The 18501-nt window shown below is 32.9% G+C and carries 15 protein-coding genes and 1 tRNA gene; 4 read left to right on the top strand and 12 right to left on the bottom strand.

Going from position 1 to position 18501, the window contains the following annotated elements:
* Nucleotides 1-34: 34 nt before the first annotated feature.
* The 3 genes from B3R94_RS11465 to B3R94_RS11455 all read right to left on the bottom strand — a co-directional run bounded on the left by B3R94_RS11465 (nt 35) and on the right by B3R94_RS11455 (nt 2747).
* Nucleotides 35-107 (bottom strand) — tRNA-Gly (locus B3R94_RS11465).
* Nucleotides 108-276: 169 nt separating this feature from the next.
* Nucleotides 277-756 (bottom strand): DNA-deoxyinosine glycosylase, encoded by a 480-nt coding sequence (locus tag B3R94_RS11460; RefSeq protein WP_291100904.1) that lies wholly within the window; start codon nt 754-756, stop codon nt 277-279.
* 74 nt (nt 757-830) lie between these two features.
* A complete protein-coding gene (locus B3R94_RS11455; RefSeq protein ID WP_180905128.1) occupies nt 831-2747 on the bottom strand; it encodes an ABC-F family ATP-binding cassette domain-containing protein in 1917 nt (638 codons plus the stop codon).
* Between the two features lie 107 nt (nt 2748-2854).
* On the opposite strand from B3R94_RS11455, the gene B3R94_RS11450 reads away from it, so the two are divergent.
* Complete coding sequence (locus B3R94_RS11450; RefSeq protein WP_291100902.1) at nt 2855-3175, top strand: hypothetical protein; 321 nt, start codon at nt 2855-2857, stop codon at nt 3173-3175.
* Between the two features lie 244 nt (nt 3176-3419).
* Here the strand turns inward: B3R94_RS11450 and B3R94_RS11445 are convergent, their stop codons facing one another.
* Both B3R94_RS11445 and B3R94_RS11440 read right to left on the bottom strand, forming a co-directional pair.
* The gene (locus B3R94_RS11445) at nt 3420-3881 is read right to left on the bottom strand and encodes a hypothetical protein (RefSeq protein WP_286475764.1); all 462 of its coding nucleotides are present in this window, start codon (nt 3879-3881) and stop codon (nt 3420-3422) included.
* 11 nt (nt 3882-3892) lie between these two features.
* Nucleotides 3893-4951, bottom strand: coding sequence for an NAD(P)/FAD-dependent oxidoreductase (locus tag B3R94_RS11440; RefSeq protein ID WP_291100900.1), 1059 nt, complete (start codon nt 4949-4951; stop codon nt 3893-3895).
* 73 nt (nt 4952-5024) lie between these two features.
* On the opposite strand from B3R94_RS11440, the gene B3R94_RS11435 reads away from it, so the two are divergent.
* A complete protein-coding gene (locus B3R94_RS11435; protein ID WP_291100898.1) occupies nt 5025-6077 on the top strand; it encodes an endonuclease/exonuclease/phosphatase family protein in 1053 nt (350 codons plus the stop codon).
* 116 nt (nt 6078-6193) lie between these two features.
* Here B3R94_RS11435 and gldN read toward each other — a convergent pair whose 3' ends face one another.
* The 7 genes from gldN to B3R94_RS11400 all read right to left on the bottom strand — a co-directional run bounded on the left by gldN (nt 6194) and on the right by B3R94_RS11400 (nt 15562).
* The gene (gene gldN, locus B3R94_RS11430) at nt 6194-7096 is read right to left on the bottom strand and encodes a gliding motility protein GldN (protein ID WP_257468103.1); all 903 of its coding nucleotides are present in this window, start codon (nt 7094-7096) and stop codon (nt 6194-6196) included.
* 23 nt (nt 7097-7119) lie between these two features.
* Nucleotides 7120-8688: a GldM family protein gene (locus B3R94_RS11425; RefSeq protein WP_219034384.1), complete on the bottom strand. Its 1569-nt coding sequence runs from the start codon at nt 8686-8688 to the stop codon at nt 7120-7122.
* 50 nt (nt 8689-8738) lie between these two features.
* On the bottom strand, nt 8739-9410 hold the full coding sequence (gene gldL, locus B3R94_RS11420; RefSeq protein WP_125349619.1) for a gliding motility protein GldL: 672 nt from the start codon (nt 9408-9410) through the stop codon (nt 8739-8741).
* A 36-nt stretch (nt 9411-9446) separates the two neighbouring features.
* A complete protein-coding gene (gene gldK, locus B3R94_RS11415) occupies nt 9447-10886 on the bottom strand; it encodes a gliding motility lipoprotein GldK (protein WP_407933555.1) in 1440 nt (479 codons plus the stop codon).
* 108 nt (nt 10887-10994) lie between these two features.
* Entirely contained in the window at nt 10995-12146 is a 1152-nt protein-coding gene (locus B3R94_RS11410; RefSeq protein WP_291100896.1) for an arginase family protein, read from the bottom strand.
* Nucleotides 12147-12148: 2 nt separating this feature from the next.
* Nucleotides 12149-14683 (bottom strand): type I DNA topoisomerase, encoded by a 2535-nt coding sequence (gene topA / locus B3R94_RS11405; RefSeq protein WP_291100894.1) that lies wholly within the window; start codon nt 14681-14683, stop codon nt 12149-12151.
* Between the two features lie 84 nt (nt 14684-14767).
* Entirely contained in the window at nt 14768-15562 is a 795-nt protein-coding gene (locus B3R94_RS11400; protein ID WP_291100892.1) for a hypothetical protein, read from the bottom strand.
* Between the two features lie 119 nt (nt 15563-15681).
* Between B3R94_RS11400 and miaB the strand changes: the two genes are divergently transcribed.
* Both miaB and B3R94_RS11390 read left to right on the top strand, forming a co-directional pair.
* Nucleotides 15682-17127 (top strand): tRNA (N6-isopentenyl adenosine(37)-C2)-methylthiotransferase MiaB, encoded by a 1446-nt coding sequence (miaB, locus tag B3R94_RS11395; protein WP_291064629.1) that lies wholly within the window; start codon nt 15682-15684, stop codon nt 17125-17127.
* Nucleotides 17128-17229: 102 nt separating this feature from the next.
* Entirely contained in the window at nt 17230-18501 is a 1272-nt protein-coding gene (locus B3R94_RS11390) for a sigma-54 interaction domain-containing protein (RefSeq protein WP_280051090.1), read from the top strand.

Here is an 18501-nt window from a genome sequence, read left to right as displayed (position 1 = left end):
CCACCAAGGCATCCACTTCTAAGAAAGAAGTTAGAGCGGGAAACGGGACTCGAACCCGCAACATTCAGCTTGGAAGGCTGACGCTCTACCAATTGAGCTATTCCCGCGATTGTGAGTGCAAATATAGAACAGCTTTTTTAATTACAAAACTTTTAGGAAACATTTTTTTCATAATTATTTTACATCAAAAGCTAAGTTTCTCATCATAATATTTTTAAGCACTAAAATAATTTTACTTTTCTTTGATTAAATTATTTTGAACATTAAAAATTCATCTTAAATAATTGCATTTTTCCAGATTTCAATCAATCGTTCGTAAGAAAATTGAGCATTTGCAGGACTTGTGCTTGGCAAAGAAATATACTCAATAGATGTTTTTTCATCAAAATATTTCCAAAATAATTGTTCTGATTTCTTTCCATTGAAAATTATTTTATCAATTGTAGGATATTCATTCAACAATTCATCAATCTGATTTGGCAAAACATTTTTCATATCCACATCCATGCTTCCTTTTCGTTCAGCAGAATGTGCAACATCCCAAAGCGCAAACTTATTCTGTAAAATAAGTTGTTTTCTTATTTCATAATCTTCTGAAAATTCTGTCTCAAAAATCTCAAACATCATTTTCCAAAATCGATTACGCGGATGTCCATAATATTGATTAACTTCTAACGATATATCACCAGGTAAAGAGCCAAGAATTAATGTTTTTGGTAGTTCTGATATAATTGCAGCAAATGATTGTTTATGCATTTTGTTTTATTCTAAAAATATAATGTACAAAAAAAGTGCTACAGTTTGTAGCACTTTTTTTTCTATTTCTATCATTAGATAATTTGTTCAGAAACCTCCTCCCACTCTAACATTTTTTTGTCTAAATCATTTTTCAGATTCGAGTATTTATCTAATTCTTGTTGCGTTTGCGAACCTGCATGCAACTTATTTTCTAAATCGGCAATCTTCGTCTCTAAATCAGAAATCTCCGTTTCTATTCTTGACAATCTATTTTTAAGACGTTTTTGCTCTTTCTCTTCCTCAAAAGATAAAACTCTTTTCGCTTGTTCTATTTTAACCTCAATCGGTTTCTCTTCTTTTCGTGCAGCCAAACTATTTCCTTTCTCCACTTCACGGAAACTTCCCGCTTTTATTTGCGCCAAATAATCATCAATTCCAGAAAGATATTCTTTCACTTGACCATTACGGAAATCGAACACTTTATCTACTAAACCTTCTAAAAATTCACGGTCATGAGATACTAAAATCAAAGTTCCAGAATATTTTTGTAAAGCTTTTTTCAACAATTCTTTTGATACAATATCCAAGTGGTTCGTTGGCTCATCCATGATTAATACATTGAATGGACGTAACAATAATTTACACAACGCCAAACGATTTCGCTCACCTCCCGAAAGAACCGAAACTTTTTTCTCAACAGCATCACCACCAAACATAAATGCACCTAAATAATCGCGAACATGTTTACGTGTTTCTTCTGTTGCAGAATTTTCTGCTTCTTCTAAAACCGTTAATTTATCATTCAAAACATGTGCTTGATTTTGGGCAAAATATCCGATTTCTACATTATGTCCATGTTTTATTTTGCCTGAATGCTCTTGTTCGTTGATAATCGCACGCGATAAAGTCGTTTTTCCTTGACCATTTTGACCAACAAAAGCTACTTTTTCTCCTCGATTAACATAAAAAGAAACATGATCAAAAACTTGATGATCACCAAAAGCAACACCTACATCATCTAACTCGAAAATAATTTTACCTGGCTGAACAGCATCCACAAAACGGATATTCATTTTCGTTACATCATCATTTTCAATTTCGATGCGTTCTATTTTATCTAATTTTTTGATTAATGATTGCGCCATCGAAGCTTTATTAGCTTTTGCACGGAATTTTGAAATTAAATCTTCCGTGTGCTTAATCATTTGCTCTTGATTCTTCTGTGCTTGCTCTAATTTTTCGCGACGATCTTCACGCAATTCTAAATAACGCGTATAATTCGCTTTAAAATCAGAAATGTGGCGATTTGCAATTTCGATTGTACGATTAGTTACGTTATCCAAAAATTGACGGTCGTGCGAAACCAACACAACAGCTCCAGGATAATCTTTCAAGAAATCTTCTAACCAAACAATCGAATCGATATCCAAATGGTTGGTAGGCTCATCTAAAAGCATTACATCATGTTTTTGCAACAATAGTTTTGCCAATTCAATTCGCATTCTCCAACCTCCAGAAAATTCTTCTGTTGGGCGATGAAAATCTGAATTTTTGAATCCTAAACCAATTAAAATTTGCTCGATTTCAGCATCTTTTGTGTAACCACCTAAAAGTCCGAAACGTTCCGTTAAATGCGAAATATCTTCAATTAATTTTCCGTATTCATCAGATTCGTAATCTGTTCTTTCAGCTAATTCTTTGTTTACAAAATCAATACGTTCCTGAATTTCAACCAATTGCTCAAAAGCAGAATCCGCTTCTTGCCAAACAGTTCTTCCTTGTACAAAATCAATATCTTGCGATAAATATCCGATTGTAACGTCGCCTTCGTAAACAACTTCACCTTCTGAAGATTGCTGACTTTTGGCTAAAATTTTAAGCAAAGTAGATTTTCCTGCTCCATTTTTCCCTACCAAACCAACACGGTTTCCTTTGTTGATGCGGAACGAAACGTTTTCGAATAAATATCTACCCGCAAAATAAACTCCTAAATTTTGTACTAATAACATTTTGCAAAAATACAATGTTTTTTGTTAGATGAAAACTTATCTCAAAACTATAAGTAGTATATTGTGAAAGTGTTTTAAAAATAACAATCACCTTTCAATTAATGATTATGAGTAAAATTATTATTGTTCCTATTAATAAAGAAGCTGAATTAAAATTAGATTATGATACAGCTTCTCCAAACGAATTAATCGAAATTAGGTTAAATGAATCAGAATTTAATATTTTATGGAAGAAAGGTGTTTTTGATTTAATTAATCAAACTTGTAATTCAATAATTGACGATTATGAAGACGAAAAAATTAATAATTTAGTTTTAATTGAAAACACTTATAATCAATTGAAGAAAACATTTCCTGAATGTAAAAATATTATCAATATATTTCATAAAGCATTAGAACTTAAAACAAGTATTCATTTCTATTTTTAATAATATTAAAATCATTTATGAAGATAATAATTGAAAGTTGAAATGAAGGATTTCAAAAAGTAGCTTTAACACAATTACAAATTGACTTACTAAAACTATCATTAAAAGTTGCTAAAAGTAATGTTGACAAATTGTTAAATGGACATTCAATAATAATTGATATCAACGATGAACAATTAGCTTTAACTTTTGTAGAAGAAGCCAAAAATATTAATGCTAATTGTAGAATTTTGTATTGATTTTTTTAAGGTTTTAAACGATAACTCAAAAAATACAAAACAAAACTGATTAAAATTGAAAAAGTTGCTGGCACAAAATAAGCCAATGCAAGATTTTTGGTTGCAATAAAATTAATTGGAAGATTGATTAATCTGAATTGAAAAACTAAAAAACACAATACTACTATCGTTACCGCTATTTTCCAATCGTAATTACGCTTGTGGTTAATCACTGAACATAAAATATACGCCAAAACAATTCCTACAAAACTCAAAATAGTTTTCATTGTAGCTAAATGTTTTAGTTTTTCGCTGATTCCGAATTCATCACTTTTTCTGACCAAAAAAGCAAAATTATCTTTACCCATTGAATGAACTAATTCAATCAAATCTAATTCAGCCAAAACGTAAAATTGTTGAATTCCTAAGAATAACAAAACGCTTGCTACGAGTTGAATTGCGAATATTTTTATGTTAAAGTTTTTCATTCAAAATAGGTTTAAAATCGATCATAGAAACGCGCAATGTCCGCTTCTTTATCAATCGGTTGATTATTTTCTAAAAATTCGTACAAATCATCCACCATCACAGGCGCTAACATTGTTCCACGCGTTCCCATTCCATTCAAACAAATCAATTGTTGATACGTTGGATGCGCTCCAATAATCGGACGACGATCGACAACCGTTGGACGAATTGACGCATGTTGTTCCACAACTTCAAAATCATCTTTAAAAAAATTCTGAACACCTTCAACCAAATATTGTTTTGCATCCTCAGTATTTTTATAATTCACATAATCGCGATCGTAAGTTGCGCCTACAAAATATTGATTATTTTCTAAAGGCATCAAAAATTCTTTTCCTTTCACAACTGCTTCGGGTAAATTGGCATCAATTTCAATTTTCAACACTTCGCCTTTTACACCAATTACAGGTAAATTTTTGAAATAAGGATTGTTCAAAATATTATAACCTTCGGCAAAAATTATTTTAGTTGCTTCGATTTTTTTATAGCTCGTTTGATTATCCTCTAATTTTAATTCATTAAAATCAAAAGTTTCATCTAAAAAAGCATCATTTTCGACTAAATAATCTTTAAAATCAGCTAGAAGATTTGTCAAATCAACACGACCTGTGTGCAAAACTTCACCAGAACCAATCGGAGAATTGATTGAGGAAAAATCATTCAGTTGTTCTGTATCTGTTGCTAAATAATCAATCAAATCTGGATGAGTTGTCGCTTTTTTCAACCACGTTTTTTTCTCTTGTTCGTCATTAAAAATTCTATAAACTGGAAAATTGTAGATATATTTTTTGTTTAACAATTGTTCAAAATAACCAAAAACCTCTCGTAATCTTTCGATTTGTTTTGTTGCATTCCAAACAATTGAAAATCGTTTTAGCACAACAGGATTAAAAATTCCAGCAGCAATCGCCGATGCTTTGTGAAAATGATTATCAATCACCACAAAAGATTTCTTTTCCTGCAACAATTTCATCGCCATACAACTCCCTGCAACACCTTGACCAACGATGATATATTCTACTTTTTTCAATTTCTAAAATTTGCTTACAAAGGTAAATAATGTTTCGGTTTTACTTATCTTTATTCTTAAAATCAACCGTTTTATGCAAATATTTTATACCATAATTTCTTGCCTTATTCTCCTTTCCGTCATTATTCCATTCATTAAACATACACATTGGACGGTTAGAGTTTTTGATTATCCACGATTTCAGAAATTTGCTTTGGTAATTGCAACCTGTCTTTTATTCATTTTTGTACCTAAAACTTTAGTTACAATAAGTTTATTTATTTGTTTGATTTTTACGGCGATTTATTTGCTTTGGGTTATTATTCCTTATTCTCCTTTTGGTAAAGAAATGATTGAACAAGTAACATTAAAACCAAATGAAAAACCTCTTGATTTACTTGTTTATAATGTTTTGCAAGACAATACGAAATATCAAAATTTGGTTAAATTAGTTAAGATAAGAAATCCTGATATCGTTTTTTTATTAGAAACGAACAACGAATGGATGGAACAAATAAAAGAGGCTACAAACGATTTTGAGTACAAAATAGAAGTTCCGTTAGAGAACACTTATGGATTGTTGTTTTATTCTAAATTACCTATAAAATATCAAGAAATTAATTATTTAATCAGTTCAGAAATTCCCTCTATCATTGCTGACATCGAGTACAACAACCAAATTGTGCGTTTGTATGGTTTACATCCAACTCCGCCAGTTCCGCAAGAAAATGAAGAAAGTGCTGAACGCGATGCTGAGATTTTAATTATTGGAAAACAAGCGAAAGAATATGGAAAAGCGTGCATTGTTTTTGGAGATTTGAATGATGTTGCGTGGAGCAGAACAACACGTTTATTTTTGAAAACTTCGCAACTTTTAGATCCTCGTCGTGGTCGTGGAATGTTCAATACTTTTCATGCGCATCATTGGTTCTTACGTTGGCCTTTGGATCATTATTTTTTGAGTTCTCAATTTCGATTAATTGATATGATACGAGAACCAAATATTGGTTCGGATCATTTTCCTATCAGTATTCAAGTTGTTTTACGTAGTGATGATGATTCGGGAGAAATGAAATTGGACCGTGAAGAAAAGGCAGAAGTTGAGGAAAAAATAGAGGAAGGAATTGAAAAAGGAGACGCGAATTAGATTTTAGATTTTAGATTTTAGATTTTAGATTTTAGATTTTAGAAAGTTAAATTCTTATAAATATATAAACAAAAAAATCCAGTCTAATGACTGGATTTTTTTGTATTGTATTCTGATTAGTAATTCCACATATCAGCTTCTGACTGAATAATAGAATTTCTAATTTTATGATGTTCTTCTAATTGACCTTTCGCATCATTTGGAATGTAATCATCAATCATTTTCGTTCCATACATTGTTTGAGCTTTATAAATAACAGAACTAAATCTGCGTGCATTTAACATCTCATCGTATGTAATTGCCGAATTTGAATTACTTGGATTAAATACTGTTGCATTCACCAAAACATTACGAGCATCAGGATACCAAATCCAAAATAAATCTACGTAAGCTCCGTCAGCAAATTCTGTTCCTAACGATTGCGCATCAGGCCCCATAATTGCTAAACCTAACAAACGATATTTTAATTCTCCTAAACGACGGTCGATATACCAAAGACCTTTCGTTTTTACCATTTTGATATCGTCAGATTTAATTTTATAATTAAAAATAGCAGCTTCGTCAGGAGTTTCTCCAGCAGCTTTCATATCGTAGTAATACTGCTGTGTATCTTTCTTCTCATTACGAGCCATAATTTGCTCATAACTCATTTTAGTTTGAAAGTACTCATCATCGTAAACTTCTCTAATCTTTTTGCTACGAACTCCGTCAACCAATACATCGTATAATGATTTAGAATTTTGCACTAACTCATCACCAGATCTATAATAAGGTTGATTTAGACGCTCATTCAAATCAATTACTTCCCATACAACTTTCGACCATAAAACATCTTTATCTTCGATAAAACCATATTTCATAGGATCTTGAGCCGTACTTACTGTATCTCCAGCTTCATCAACTCTTGTTTTATTTTCGCGGTCTTTTCTTAACTGTTCTGGCGAAACAGCGTTAAGAACATTTTGCGCCATTGTAAGAGTTGAGAAAAAACTCATTAAACCAAACAAAAGATACTTCATATTTTAAATTTTTACTTTTTAAATTATTGTACTTGAATTGCGATAGATGATGCTTCTCCAGTTGCTCCTGAATTTGTACGATATTTAATATCGAAAACACCAATAATATCACCTTTTTTCGCTTTCGAAATAACTCCAGCTGCTCCTGACATTTTATTTCCAGAAACACGAGCCGTTGCCTGACCAGGAACTTTAACATTGAAAGATGTTACTTCACCTGAAATTGGGAATAAGAAATCTGGCCAATCTACACGAATTGTTTGCGCTGCAATTCCATTATCTGGAATAGCTGGACTTGTATTTCCTAAAATAACACCACGTGCTGGTGGAACTGGTTTGATACGGAATGTTTCACGAACTGATAATGTTTTACCAGAACTTGCTCTTGCAGATGCCGTAAACACCACTTCGTTTCCTCCTCCAGGCGTATAATTCCATTTGTTAGCTCCCGCTCCAGAAGGACTTCCAGAAGAAGCACTTAAACTAACAGGTCCGTTTGCACCGTTAATTGTTGCTGAAATTGGATTAGATACTCCACGATAAACTACACGTAAATTATCTGCAACAATAGAACCTCCTGTTGGATCTTTTTCAATAATCTCAGCAGCTTTTTTATCTAATGTTTGTGCAACAACTTGATAAGTTGAAGGTGCTATGGCTACCGTTTTCGTTTTTCCATTCGATACGTATGTAATGTTACCTGTTAATTGATGCATACCAACTGCAGATGTATTCAGCTTAATAGATGCTTTACCATCAACAACAGTAGCAGAACCAACACTTGTAGAAACAGAACCTTTGATTGAATTATCGTAAGCTCCTAAAACTACATTAAGAACAGCTTCATCTCCGACTTTAACAACACCTGGAGATAAGAATAAACCTTGGAAAGCATCCAATTCGATTTTTTCTTCTAATTTACCAGATAATAATGCTCTCACTAAGTTACCTTCTTCTGTACGAGCATCCATTTGCATTTTCGATAAATTCGTTAAAGAAGCAACCATTGGTTGATCATAGAATTTTTCTTGCATCCAACTTTGTTTCTTCGATTTTGGAGTTGTTCCAAAAAATTCGTTGATACGAGCTTCCGCATTTTTAGCATCAGGACTTTGTTTTGCAAAAGTCATTAAGAAATTTCTGAAACCATCAATTTTGTTTGTAAACTCTTGTGCTTTCTCATTTCCTTTGTCACCTCCTTTTCCTTTAAAGAATAAAGATACAACAGGCTCTGTATTAGACAATGCATTGTAATCTGTATCTTCTGATCCAGAAATAAAATCAGCACCAGCTAATTCTTTTTTCAATCCATCGATATAAGCAACAAAATCATTTGTTTGCTTTTTAACTTCTGCAGCCTCAGCTTGAGTTTTTGCATAAGTTGGATCATCCTTCGCTTTTAGATCAATTTGACCATAGAAGGTATCGTTATTTGTTTTCGTTAAAGTCGTTGTTGACTCTAAAGAAGTATTTATCGTTTCGAAAGATCTCAACACCTCACGATCCACGTTCAAAGCCATCATTGCAATGAACACGAGATACATCAGGTTGATCATCTTCTGACGTCCGGTTAGTCTACCACCTCCTGCCATAATAATTTATAGAATTAATGAATAATTAGTTTAATTTATCGTACAATGAATTAGTTATTTTTCATTGCAGAAAGCATACCTCCGTATACTTTGTTTAATGCATTAATGTTTGCAGAAAGCTCTTGCATTTCTTTCAAGAATTGCTCTGAACTACCTGAAGATTTTTGCATTTCTTCGATAAATTGTTTATTTAATTCTACTTGTTTTTGGCTATTAACAATTTGCTCAGCATAAACAGCGTTTAATTGGCTGATGTTAGTTGATGCTTTTGCAATTTCGTTGCTATATTGTTCTGTTGAAGCGACAGCAGATGTTGTTGTGTTTAATTCGTTAACAGCTGAACCAAATTTATCTAAAGAACCACGTAATCTTTCGAAAACTTCTTTATCTAATTTAGCATCTGCTAATACTTTGTCTAATTCTGCAGTTAAATTATTTCCTGCAGTTGCAACAGCAGCAGTTTTTCTTTGTACTGGTTCTCCATTTAATAATTCTGGATAAGCTTTTTCCCATTCATAGCTTCCTTGAGGTTTATCGAAAAATGCTGAATAAAAGAAGACGAATGCTTCAGCTACTAATCCGATTGTTAAGATTAAATTGGCTGATATTGGTCCTAAATTCGTGTGCGTAATTTTACATAATGCCCCGATAATTACTACTGCGGCAAAGAAATTATACAAAAAATTTGTAAGACGTTCTTGTTTTGAAGCTTGTACTGCCATAAGAGTGCTTTTTATTAAATTGTTTTATTAATTAGGTTATTTGGTTTTTCTAAAATTTACTTTTGATCCTTCTGGGAAAGATTGAACTGTACGGAATCCGATGAAACTTCTTGCAGAATCTTTGTGTTCCCAATCTCTTGCTGAAGTCATTAATAAATATCCAACATCTTTCCAAGATCCTCCTCTTACACTTCTATTTACTTCTCCAGACATTGTAATTGACGGATTAAGTGATGAAGACATTGTATAAGATGATCTGTTATACGGAGAACTTGTCCATTCAGCTACGTTACCAGCCATGTCATAAAGACCATATCCATTCGCACGGAATGTTTTTATAGGAGCCGTATACATGTAACCAGTTTTCTTGCCATCGTTGATTTCTAAATAATCTCCACGTTTTGGTTTGAAGTTCGCTAGATAACAACCTCTATCATCTGTTAAATAAGGACCTCCCCAAGGATAAGGTGCATTTTCTAAACCACCTTTCGCTGCGTATTCCCACTCAATTTCTGTTGGTAAACGGTAACTAATAACTTTTACTTGACTTCCTCTTTTCTTTTTATTATTCAATGCTGTGTTATGATATCTTGTGCGGAAATCACAAAAAGCTGTTGCTTGATTCCAGTTAACACCTACAACAGGATAATTTGCATAAGCTTTATGCCAAAAATAGTCTTGGTGCATTGGATCATTGTACGAATAGTTGAAATCTCTTACCCAAACTGTTGTATCAGGATAAATGTTTAAACTAAATTCTTTACGAAAATCTACACGGAAAGTACCACGTTTTTTTGCTGCAGCAGTTTGATCAACTGTCACATAAGAATAGTTTAATTTACGCGTGTCAATACGTCTTTCTCCATTCATACGCTCTTCTGGTGGATAATATAATCCTTCCATAACCTCTGCATAATCTACATCTGGATATTTGTATTTATCCCACTCCAAGCGCTGTTTCCAATTTAATTTCTTTGCATCTAATGATTGACCATCACGACCTGTATTACTATTTTTTAAATATTCGTCATATGGCGTTCCTTCTCCATCAGCAGATCCTGAAACGTAAGCATAAGCTCCAATTCCATCTCCGTCAGCCGAAGGATTCATTGGATCAAAACCTAAAGTTTCTGCCTTGTTTGCCAAAGCAGTACGAGCGATAGAATCTTTTACGTAATTTACAAAAATCTGATACTCAGAGTTTGTAATCTCTGTGTCATCCATAAAGAAACCTGTAACAGTAACCGTTTTTACTGGAGCATCATTTGTTTTTGTAAAATCGTAATCGGTTTGTCCTAAAACAAACGATCCACTCGGAATCGGAACCATTCCCTTTGGACGAACTGGCGTCCAAGCCGAAGATGTTTTCGAAACTATTTGTCCATCATTTCTATCACTACTCCCTCTGTTCTTCAGCATTTTACATGATGATAAAGAAAGAGATAGCAACAATGCACTTACCAAAATTCTATTCATTCTGTTATAGATTTATTTTTATACAGGTTTTATACTTTTAGTTCTCAATTAATAAGGCTACAAATTAAGGCAATTTATTAATTGATTTTTAAAATTGTTCTTTATTTTTTAATAAAATTTTTTGAAATATTTCCACCACCTATTTGGTATTTCACCATTAAGTGCTTGTTCATAATCTTTTTCTGAACATGAAATAATTTCAAATTTTCGCTCTCCATCAACGGTGTTATCAACTTCTATCCACAATTGATTGGTTAATATATTTCGGTAAAAAATATAATTGTATCCTTCTGTAGGAACAAAAATTTTCTCAAAATATTGTGTATCCTCAAAACTTTTTATCTCTGGACGGTGATTTTTTCCATCAATAAAATACCAAATCATCTGCGAAATTAATAGATGATCTAATTTTTTATAATTTTCGATATAATCACAAACGTAAAGTGAAGTCAATTTATTGCTGAAACCTAAATATCTTGTTAACGCACAAATTTCGCGTGAAGTAAATCCATTTGGCGTCATATTTTTTGAAGAAGAGAAATCCGAACCTTGTAAACTCGATAAATTAAGCAAAGCCGCATTTGCATCTCTCGAATAAGGTTCTATTTCTTTTACATTTTCAGAAATCACACCCAAACGAACAGCATCAAAATTTAACTGATCTAACAAATCTAATTTTTCTTGAGCAACAAAATACGTTTGAAAACCGATATTCGTATAATCCAATAAATTGAAAGGCTCATTCGAAATAATTTTTGTTAAATAATTATTTTCTGTTGTTTGTGCTTCATCTTTTCCTAATCGTAATTTATGATCGATTGTTAAGTAATAAACTTTATCAACAATTTCGTCATAAGCACGATATTGTTGATAACCTAAACTTGGGTTTCCACCCAAAATAACAACAACATATCCATCACGAATTAATCCGTTGGTAACTTCTCTAAAAACTTTTTCGGTTTCGGCTTTATCATCATAATAAACAACATCGCCAAAATCGTACAAATCTATCGACCAATTTCCCATTTGCAATTCGTACAATTGTGTACGAACAAGGCTAAAATCTACATCTTCGATCAAATCTTTTTGTTTCGAACGAGATTCTGTCACACCAATAATCGCAATTTTATCGTTCGATTTTTCATCGCTTTCGATAACATCTTCGCGAAATTTTATAGCTTGTCCTAACGCAAAAGAATTACAAGATTTAGCAAAATCTTGTAATTCTTCAGAAACGGGTTTTAAAAAGTCGTTGTACATTATTACTTTTTAGTCGTTGTTTTTTTAGTTGTCGTTTTCTTCGCAGTTGTCTTTTTTGCAGGCGCTTTTTTAGTCACTGCTTTCTTTTTAGGTTTCGCAGCTTCTATTAATTTTTCAACCTCAGCCAAAGTCAACGCTTCTGGATTCGTCTCTTTCGATAACTCAACTTTTATTTTTCCTTGAATCAAATTATAACGTCCCCAACGCGCTTTCTCTAATCGAATTTCCTGTTCTGACCATTCGCGAACAACACGTTCAGATTCTTTACGTTTTTTATCTTCAATCAATTCGATAATATCAGCTTGAGATAAATGATCAAAATCGTATTTTTTCGGAACATTAATAAACCATTCATTCCATTTGATAAATGGTCCAAAACGTCCTTTTCCTTTTGTTACATCATACCCTTCGTATTGTGCAATCGGCGCATCAGCTTTTAACTTTTCTTCAATTAATTCTACTGCACGATCAAATGATAAATCCATTGGATCTTCCTCTTTCGGAATCGAAATATATTTATCATCAAATTTCACATAAGGTCCAAAACGACCAATATTCACCTCAACTTCGTGCGCTTTATACTCGCCTAAAGTTTTTGGTAATTCGAACAATTTCATTGCCTCTTCTAAGGTAATATTATGAATAGATTGATGTTTTTGAAGACTTGCAAAACGAGGTTTTTCTTCATCTTCTGCTTCACCAATCTGAATCATTGGTCCGAAACGTCCAATACGTGCATGCACTTTTTTACCTGAAACAGGATCAATTCCTAACTCGCGTTCTCCAGTTGCACGATCTGCATTTTCTTGAACATCTTCTACAACATGATGAAATTTCGTGTAAAATTCATCAATCATTTTTGTCCAATTCAATTTACCTTCCGCAATTTCATCAAAACTATTTTCGACACGCGCCGTAAAATCATAATCCATCACATTCGTAAAATAATCAACCAAGAAATCATTTACCACGATTCCGATATCAGTTGGCATTAATTTGCGACGATCAGCTCCAAAAATTTCTTTTTGTTGAACTTTTTTGATTTGATTATCGATTAACGTTAAGGTATTATATTTTCGTTCTTCACCATCCAATTCACCAACTTCCACATAACCTCTATTTTGGATTGTAGAAATCGTTGGTGCATAAGTTGACGGACGACCAATTCCTAATTCTTCTAATTTTTTCACCAAAGATGCCTCTGTATAACGAGCCGCAGGACGAGAAAAACGTTCAGTACCATTTATTTCATCTGCTTTCAATTGCTCATTTACTTTTACACTTGGCAATAACACTTTATCATCATCTGCATCTTCGTCGTCAAACGATTCTTGATATACTTTTAAGAAACCATCAAACACAATTATTTCTCCTTTTGCTTGGAAAATAAAGTTGTTTTTGTTGTTATCAATATCAATAATAGTTCGTTCCAATTCTGCATTTGCCATTTGAGAAGCAACTGTACGTTTCCAAATTAATTCGTACAATTTTCGCATAGAATCGTCTGCATTTATTGAATGATTTTCGAAATGCGTTGGACGAATCGCTTCGTGCGCTTCTTGTGCAGATGAATTTTTGTTTTTATATTTTCTTATCTCAACATATTTGTTTCCGTAAGCAGATTCTATCTCAGCTTTTACTGCTGTTAATGCATCATCAGACAAATTCACACTATCTGTTCTCATATATGTGATATGTCCAGATTCGTATAATTGTTGTGCGACACGCATCGTTCTTGAAACTGAAAAACCTAATTTACGAGATGCTTCTTGTTGCAAAGTTGATGTTGTAAATGGTGCTGAAGGTGTACGCTTTGCTGGTTTCTTTTGTAAATCATTTACTTTAAAATCTGCTCCAACACATGTTTCTAAGAAATCTTCGGCTTCTTTTAACGTAGAAAATTCTTTTGTTAAAACTGCTTTTAATGTTCTTCCCTCATTTGTTTCGAAAATTGCAATGAATTTATATGACGAAACTGGAACAAAATTTTGAATTTCTTTTTCACGTTCAACAATTAATCGAACAGAAACTGATTGAACACGACCTGCAGATAAGCCTGGTTTGATTTTTTTCCATAAAATTGGCGACATTTCGAAACCAACTAATCTGTCCAAAACACGACGAGCTTGTTGTGCATCAACCAAATTCTCATCAATTTGACGTGGATTTTCTACCGCACGTTGAATCGCTTTTTTTGTAATTTCATTAAAAACAATACGTTTTGTATCTTTCTTTTCTAATCCAAGAACGTGATACAAATGCCAAGAAATTGCTTCTCCTTCGCGGTCCTCATCGGATGCTAACCAAATTGTTTGGGCTTTCGAAGACAATTTTTTCAGTTTACTTACAACCTCCTTTTTATCAGGTGTTACTTCGTATATTGGCTTATAATGATTCTCGATTTCGATTCCCATTCCTTTCTTTGGTAAATCGACCACGTGACCAAAACTTGATTCCACGATAAAATCATCACCTAAAAAACCTTGAATGGTTTTAGCTTTTGCTGGGGACTCAACAATAACGAGATTTTTAGACATATTGTTTTCTTAAAAAATTTCTGCAAAATTAATAACAAAAAAATGAAGCAGCCAAAAATGATTTTCAACTGCTCCGTATTTTATCTATTTCATGTAAGGATTATCCTTATAAATATCTGTTCCGATTTGGTCTATTTCTGATTGATCATCATCAAAGCCAATAACTTCTTTATATAAGCAATACAATGCAATATAAACTAATGGTATTGCAACAACCAATCCAACGACACAAGCTAAAAATCCCAGAACAATTACACAAAATGTTAATAATCCGAAGAAAAAAATACTTCCGAAATTTTTGAAAGAAACACTAATACTTGAAGTAATAGCTTCCCCTACTGTTGCCTTTGCAAACAAGACAAACGGAACTGATAATACAGTTGCCAGTTGAAAAACAAGCCCTGGAATAAAACATAAAACGAATCCTATACTTGCTACTATTTGAATTACTAAATAAGTCAAAAATATATTCATGAAATTACCATTAGAATAATGTTCAAAAATATCATTCATTCCTACTGTTTCACTTTTTTCAAATTTACGAGCCATTGTCACAATACTAAATAATATTGGAGCGGCCGCCGCATAAACTACAATACTCACTAAATTAGAGACGAAAAACAATGGTGCTGTAAAAGTTTCGATATAATAATCTTCTAAATCATTCATATCAGAAATAGCCACTGCAGCTGGAGCATAAATAAGTTGCGAAACAAAAGACATAATCAAAACAACTACACCATACAATAACAACGCTACAATAGAATAAGCTGCTATACTCGAAAATATTTCCCAAGCACGACTAAACAAAGCGCCAGTCTCAACTTTAAAACCTTGTTGTTTGATTTCTTCTACACGTTGTTTTACATAATTATCCATAGTTTACTTTTTTAGATTTCCTCAAATCTACAAAATGTTAATAAAATGCAAAAGAAAATTTTACTGCCAATATGTCACATAGATTTATTATTTTTGCACGATAAAATATCCATTTTAGAATGCATACAGAAGAAAAACATATAGATGAAGCAAGACAAGGAGAGGCTTTGATGACTGCTCCTACTCGTAATGCAACAAAGAAATTATTCTTAGAAAGTTACGGATGTCAAATGAATTTCTCGGATAGTGAAATTGTTGCATCTATTCTAAATAACGAAGGTTATCAAACCACTCAAAAAGTTGACGAAGCAGATTTAATTCTTTTAAACACTTGTTCTATTCGTGAAAAAGCTGAACAAACTGTTCGTAAACGTTTAGGAACTTTAAACGCAATCAAAAAACAAAATCCAAGTCTTAAAATTGGAGTTTTAGGTTGTATGGCGGAACGTTTGAAACATAAATTCTTAGAAGAAGAACATTTAGTAGATATCGTTGTTGGACCTGATGCTTACCGCGATTTACCAAACTTAATCAACGATGTAGAAGATGGTCGTGATGCGGTAAACGTACAATTATCAAAAGAAGAAACGTACGCAGAAATTTCTCCTGTTCGTTTAGGTGGAAATGGCGTTACAGCCTTTGTTACGATTACTCGTGGCTGTGATAACATGTGTACATTCTGTGTTGTTCCTTTTACGCGTGGTCGTGAGCGTTCTCGTGATCCTCACTCAATTTTGAATGAATGTAAAGAATTAGCAGAATCTGGTTACAAAGAAATTACACTTTTAGGTCAAAATGTCGATTCATATTTATGGTATGGTGGAGGACCAAAAAAAGATTTCAAAAATGCAACTGATATTCAGAAAGCGACTGCTGTAGATTTTGCTCAATTATTAGACATGGTTGCTACGCAGTTTCCTAACATTCGTTTACGTTTTTCAACTTCTAATCCACAAGATATGGAAGAAGGCGTATTGCAAATGATGGCGAAACACAAAAATATTTGTAAATACATTCACTTACCTGTTCAATCGGGTTCTACTACTGTCTTAGCACGTATGAATCGTCAACATACTCGTGAAGAATATTTCGAATTGATTGATAAAATTCGACGTATCGTTCCAGATTGTGCTTTATCTCACGATATGATTGCAGGTTTCTGTGGCGAAACAGAAGAAGAACATCAAGATACATTATCGTTAATGGAATATGTGAAATATGATTTCGGTTATATGTTCGCTTATTCTGAGCGTCCTGGAACACCAGCGCACAAAAAAATGCCTGATGATGTTTTACCAGAAGATAAAAAACGTCGTTTACAAGAAATCATCGAAATGCAACAAAAACATTCTGCAGAGCGTATGAATAGTTATGTTGGAAAAACTCATGAAGTTTTGATTGAAGGAAACTCTAAACGTGACGAAAATTTCTGGTACGGACGTAATACACAAAACGCGGTTTTAGTTTTCCCTAAAGTAGAAGGAACTAAAATAGGAGATTTTGTAAACGTAAAAGCAAATAGCTGTACAACGGCTACTTTGATTGGTGAAATGATTGAAGATTAATTTTTTCAACTTGTCATACTGAACTTGTTTCAGTATCATTTTTCAAATCAAAAAACTGATGAGATTGAAAATTTCAATTTCGAAAACCTAAAAAATTAAAAAATGGATTCTTTACAAACTATCAAACAACGTTTTGGAATCATTGGAAATAATGTAGCCTTGAATCGTGCTTTAGAAAAGGCGATTCAGGTTGCACCTACCGACATTTCTGTTCTTGTCATCGGAGAAAGTGGTGTTGGTAAAGAATTTATTCCGAAAATTATTCACAATCAATCTGCACGCAAACACAACAATTATATTGCAGTGAACTGTGGTGCGATTCCAGAAGGAACAATCGATTCTGAATTATTTGGACACGAAAAAGGTGCTTTTACAGGCGCTACACAAACACGTAAAGGTTATTTTGAAGTAGCAGATGGTGGAACTATTTTCTTAGATGAAGTTGGTGAATTGCCTTTAGCTACACAAGTGCGTTTATTGCGTATTTTAGAGTCGGGTGAATTTATGAAAGTTGGTTCTTCGGAACTTCAAAAAACAAATGTTCGTGTTGTTGCTGCAACGAATGTAAAATTGAAAGAAGCTGTTGAAAAAGGTAAATTTCGTGAAGATTTATATTATCGATTAAATACAGTTCAAATTGATATTCCTGCTTTGCGCGAGCGTAAGGAAGATATTAATTTATTATTCCGAAAATTTGCTTCAGATTTTGCAAATAAATACAGAATGCCGCATATTGAGCTTTCTCCAGAAGCCCAAAATTATATTGCGAATTATCCTTGGCCGGGAAATGTGCGTCAATTAAGAAATTTTGCTGAACAAGTTTCTGTTGTGGAAAAAGACCGTGTGATTTCGTTAGAAAAAATCATGGAATTATTACCCAATAATTCAACAATGTTGACGGTAACAAATAAATCGAAAGATGGAAGTTCTTCTGATTTTATGGAACGTGAATTATTGTTCAAAGTTTTATTGGACATGAAAAAAGATTTGAACGATTTACGTGCTTTAACATTAGATTTAATCAAACACAAAGATGTTAAAGATTTTAATGGCAATACACAAGAATTGATTCAGCGCGTTTATCAAGATCAAAACGAACCAGAAGAAGATTTTGTGCCAAGTCAATATAATTTGGTTCCAACGAAATCTGCTCCAATTACACCAAATTATCAACAATCGCAATACGATTATTCGAACGATGTATACGATGTAAGTCCAATCGAAGAACCAGAATCTCTTTCCTTACAAGATAACGAAAAGGAAATGATAAAATTGGCGTTAGAAAAACACAAAGGAAAACGTAAAATGGCGGCTGACGAATTGGGAATTTCTGAGCGAACATTGTACCGAAAAATCAAACAATATCATTTGTAA

The organism is Empedobacter sp. UBA7611 (assembly GCF_002484365.1).
In the GTDB taxonomy this organism is placed as follows: domain Bacteria; phylum Bacteroidota; class Bacteroidia; order Flavobacteriales; family Weeksellaceae; genus Empedobacter; species Empedobacter falsenii_B.
Note: the sequence above shows the minus strand (reverse complement) of the source record. Positions and strands in the feature narration are given on the sequence as shown.

What these genes read in the sequence shown, in the direction of transcription:
- B3R94_RS11460 (WP_291100904.1), bottom strand. Translation starts at nt 756, where the DNA reads ATGCATAAACAATCATTTGCTGCAATTATATCAGAACTACCAAAAACA.
- B3R94_RS11455 (WP_180905128.1), bottom strand. Translation starts at nt 2,747, where the DNA reads ATGTTATTAGTACAAAATTTAGGAGTTTATTTTGCGGGTAGATATTTA.
- B3R94_RS11450 (WP_291100902.1), top strand. Translation starts at nt 2,855, where the DNA reads ATGAGTAAAATTATTATTGTTCCTATTAATAAAGAAGCTGAATTAAAA.
- B3R94_RS11445 (WP_286475764.1), bottom strand. Translation starts at nt 3,881, where the DNA reads ATGAAAAACTTTAACATAAAAATATTCGCAATTCAACTCGTAGCAAGC.
- B3R94_RS11435 (WP_291100898.1), top strand. Translation starts at nt 5,025, where the DNA reads ATGCAAATATTTTATACCATAATTTCTTGCCTTATTCTCCTTTCCGTC.
- gldN (WP_257468103.1), bottom strand. Translation starts at nt 7,096, where the DNA reads ATGAAGTATCTTTTGTTTGGTTTAATGAGTTTTTTCTCAACTCTTACA.
- B3R94_RS11425 (WP_219034384.1), bottom strand. Translation starts at nt 8,688, where the DNA reads ATGGCAGGAGGTGGTAGACTAACCGGACGTCAGAAGATGATCAACCTG.
- gldL (WP_125349619.1), bottom strand. Translation starts at nt 9,410, where the DNA reads ATGGCAGTACAAGCTTCAAAACAAGAACGTCTTACAAATTTTTTGTAT.
- gldK (WP_407933555.1), bottom strand. Translation starts at nt 10,886, where the DNA reads ATGAATAGAATTTTGGTAAGTGCATTGTTGCTATCTCTTTCTTTATCA.
- B3R94_RS11410 (WP_291100896.1), bottom strand. Translation starts at nt 12,146, where the DNA reads ATGTACAACGACTTTTTAAAACCCGTTTCTGAAGAATTACAAGATTTT.
- topA (WP_291100894.1), bottom strand. Translation starts at nt 14,683, where the DNA reads ATGTCTAAAAATCTCGTTATTGTTGAGTCCCCAGCAAAAGCTAAAACC.
- B3R94_RS11400 (WP_291100892.1), bottom strand. Translation starts at nt 15,562, where the DNA reads ATGGATAATTATGTAAAACAACGTGTAGAAGAAATCAAACAACAAGGT.
- miaB (WP_291064629.1), top strand. Translation starts at nt 15,682, where the DNA reads ATGCATACAGAAGAAAAACATATAGATGAAGCAAGACAAGGAGAGGCT.
- B3R94_RS11390 (WP_280051090.1), top strand. Translation starts at nt 17,230, where the DNA reads ATGGATTCTTTACAAACTATCAAACAACGTTTTGGAATCATTGGAAAT.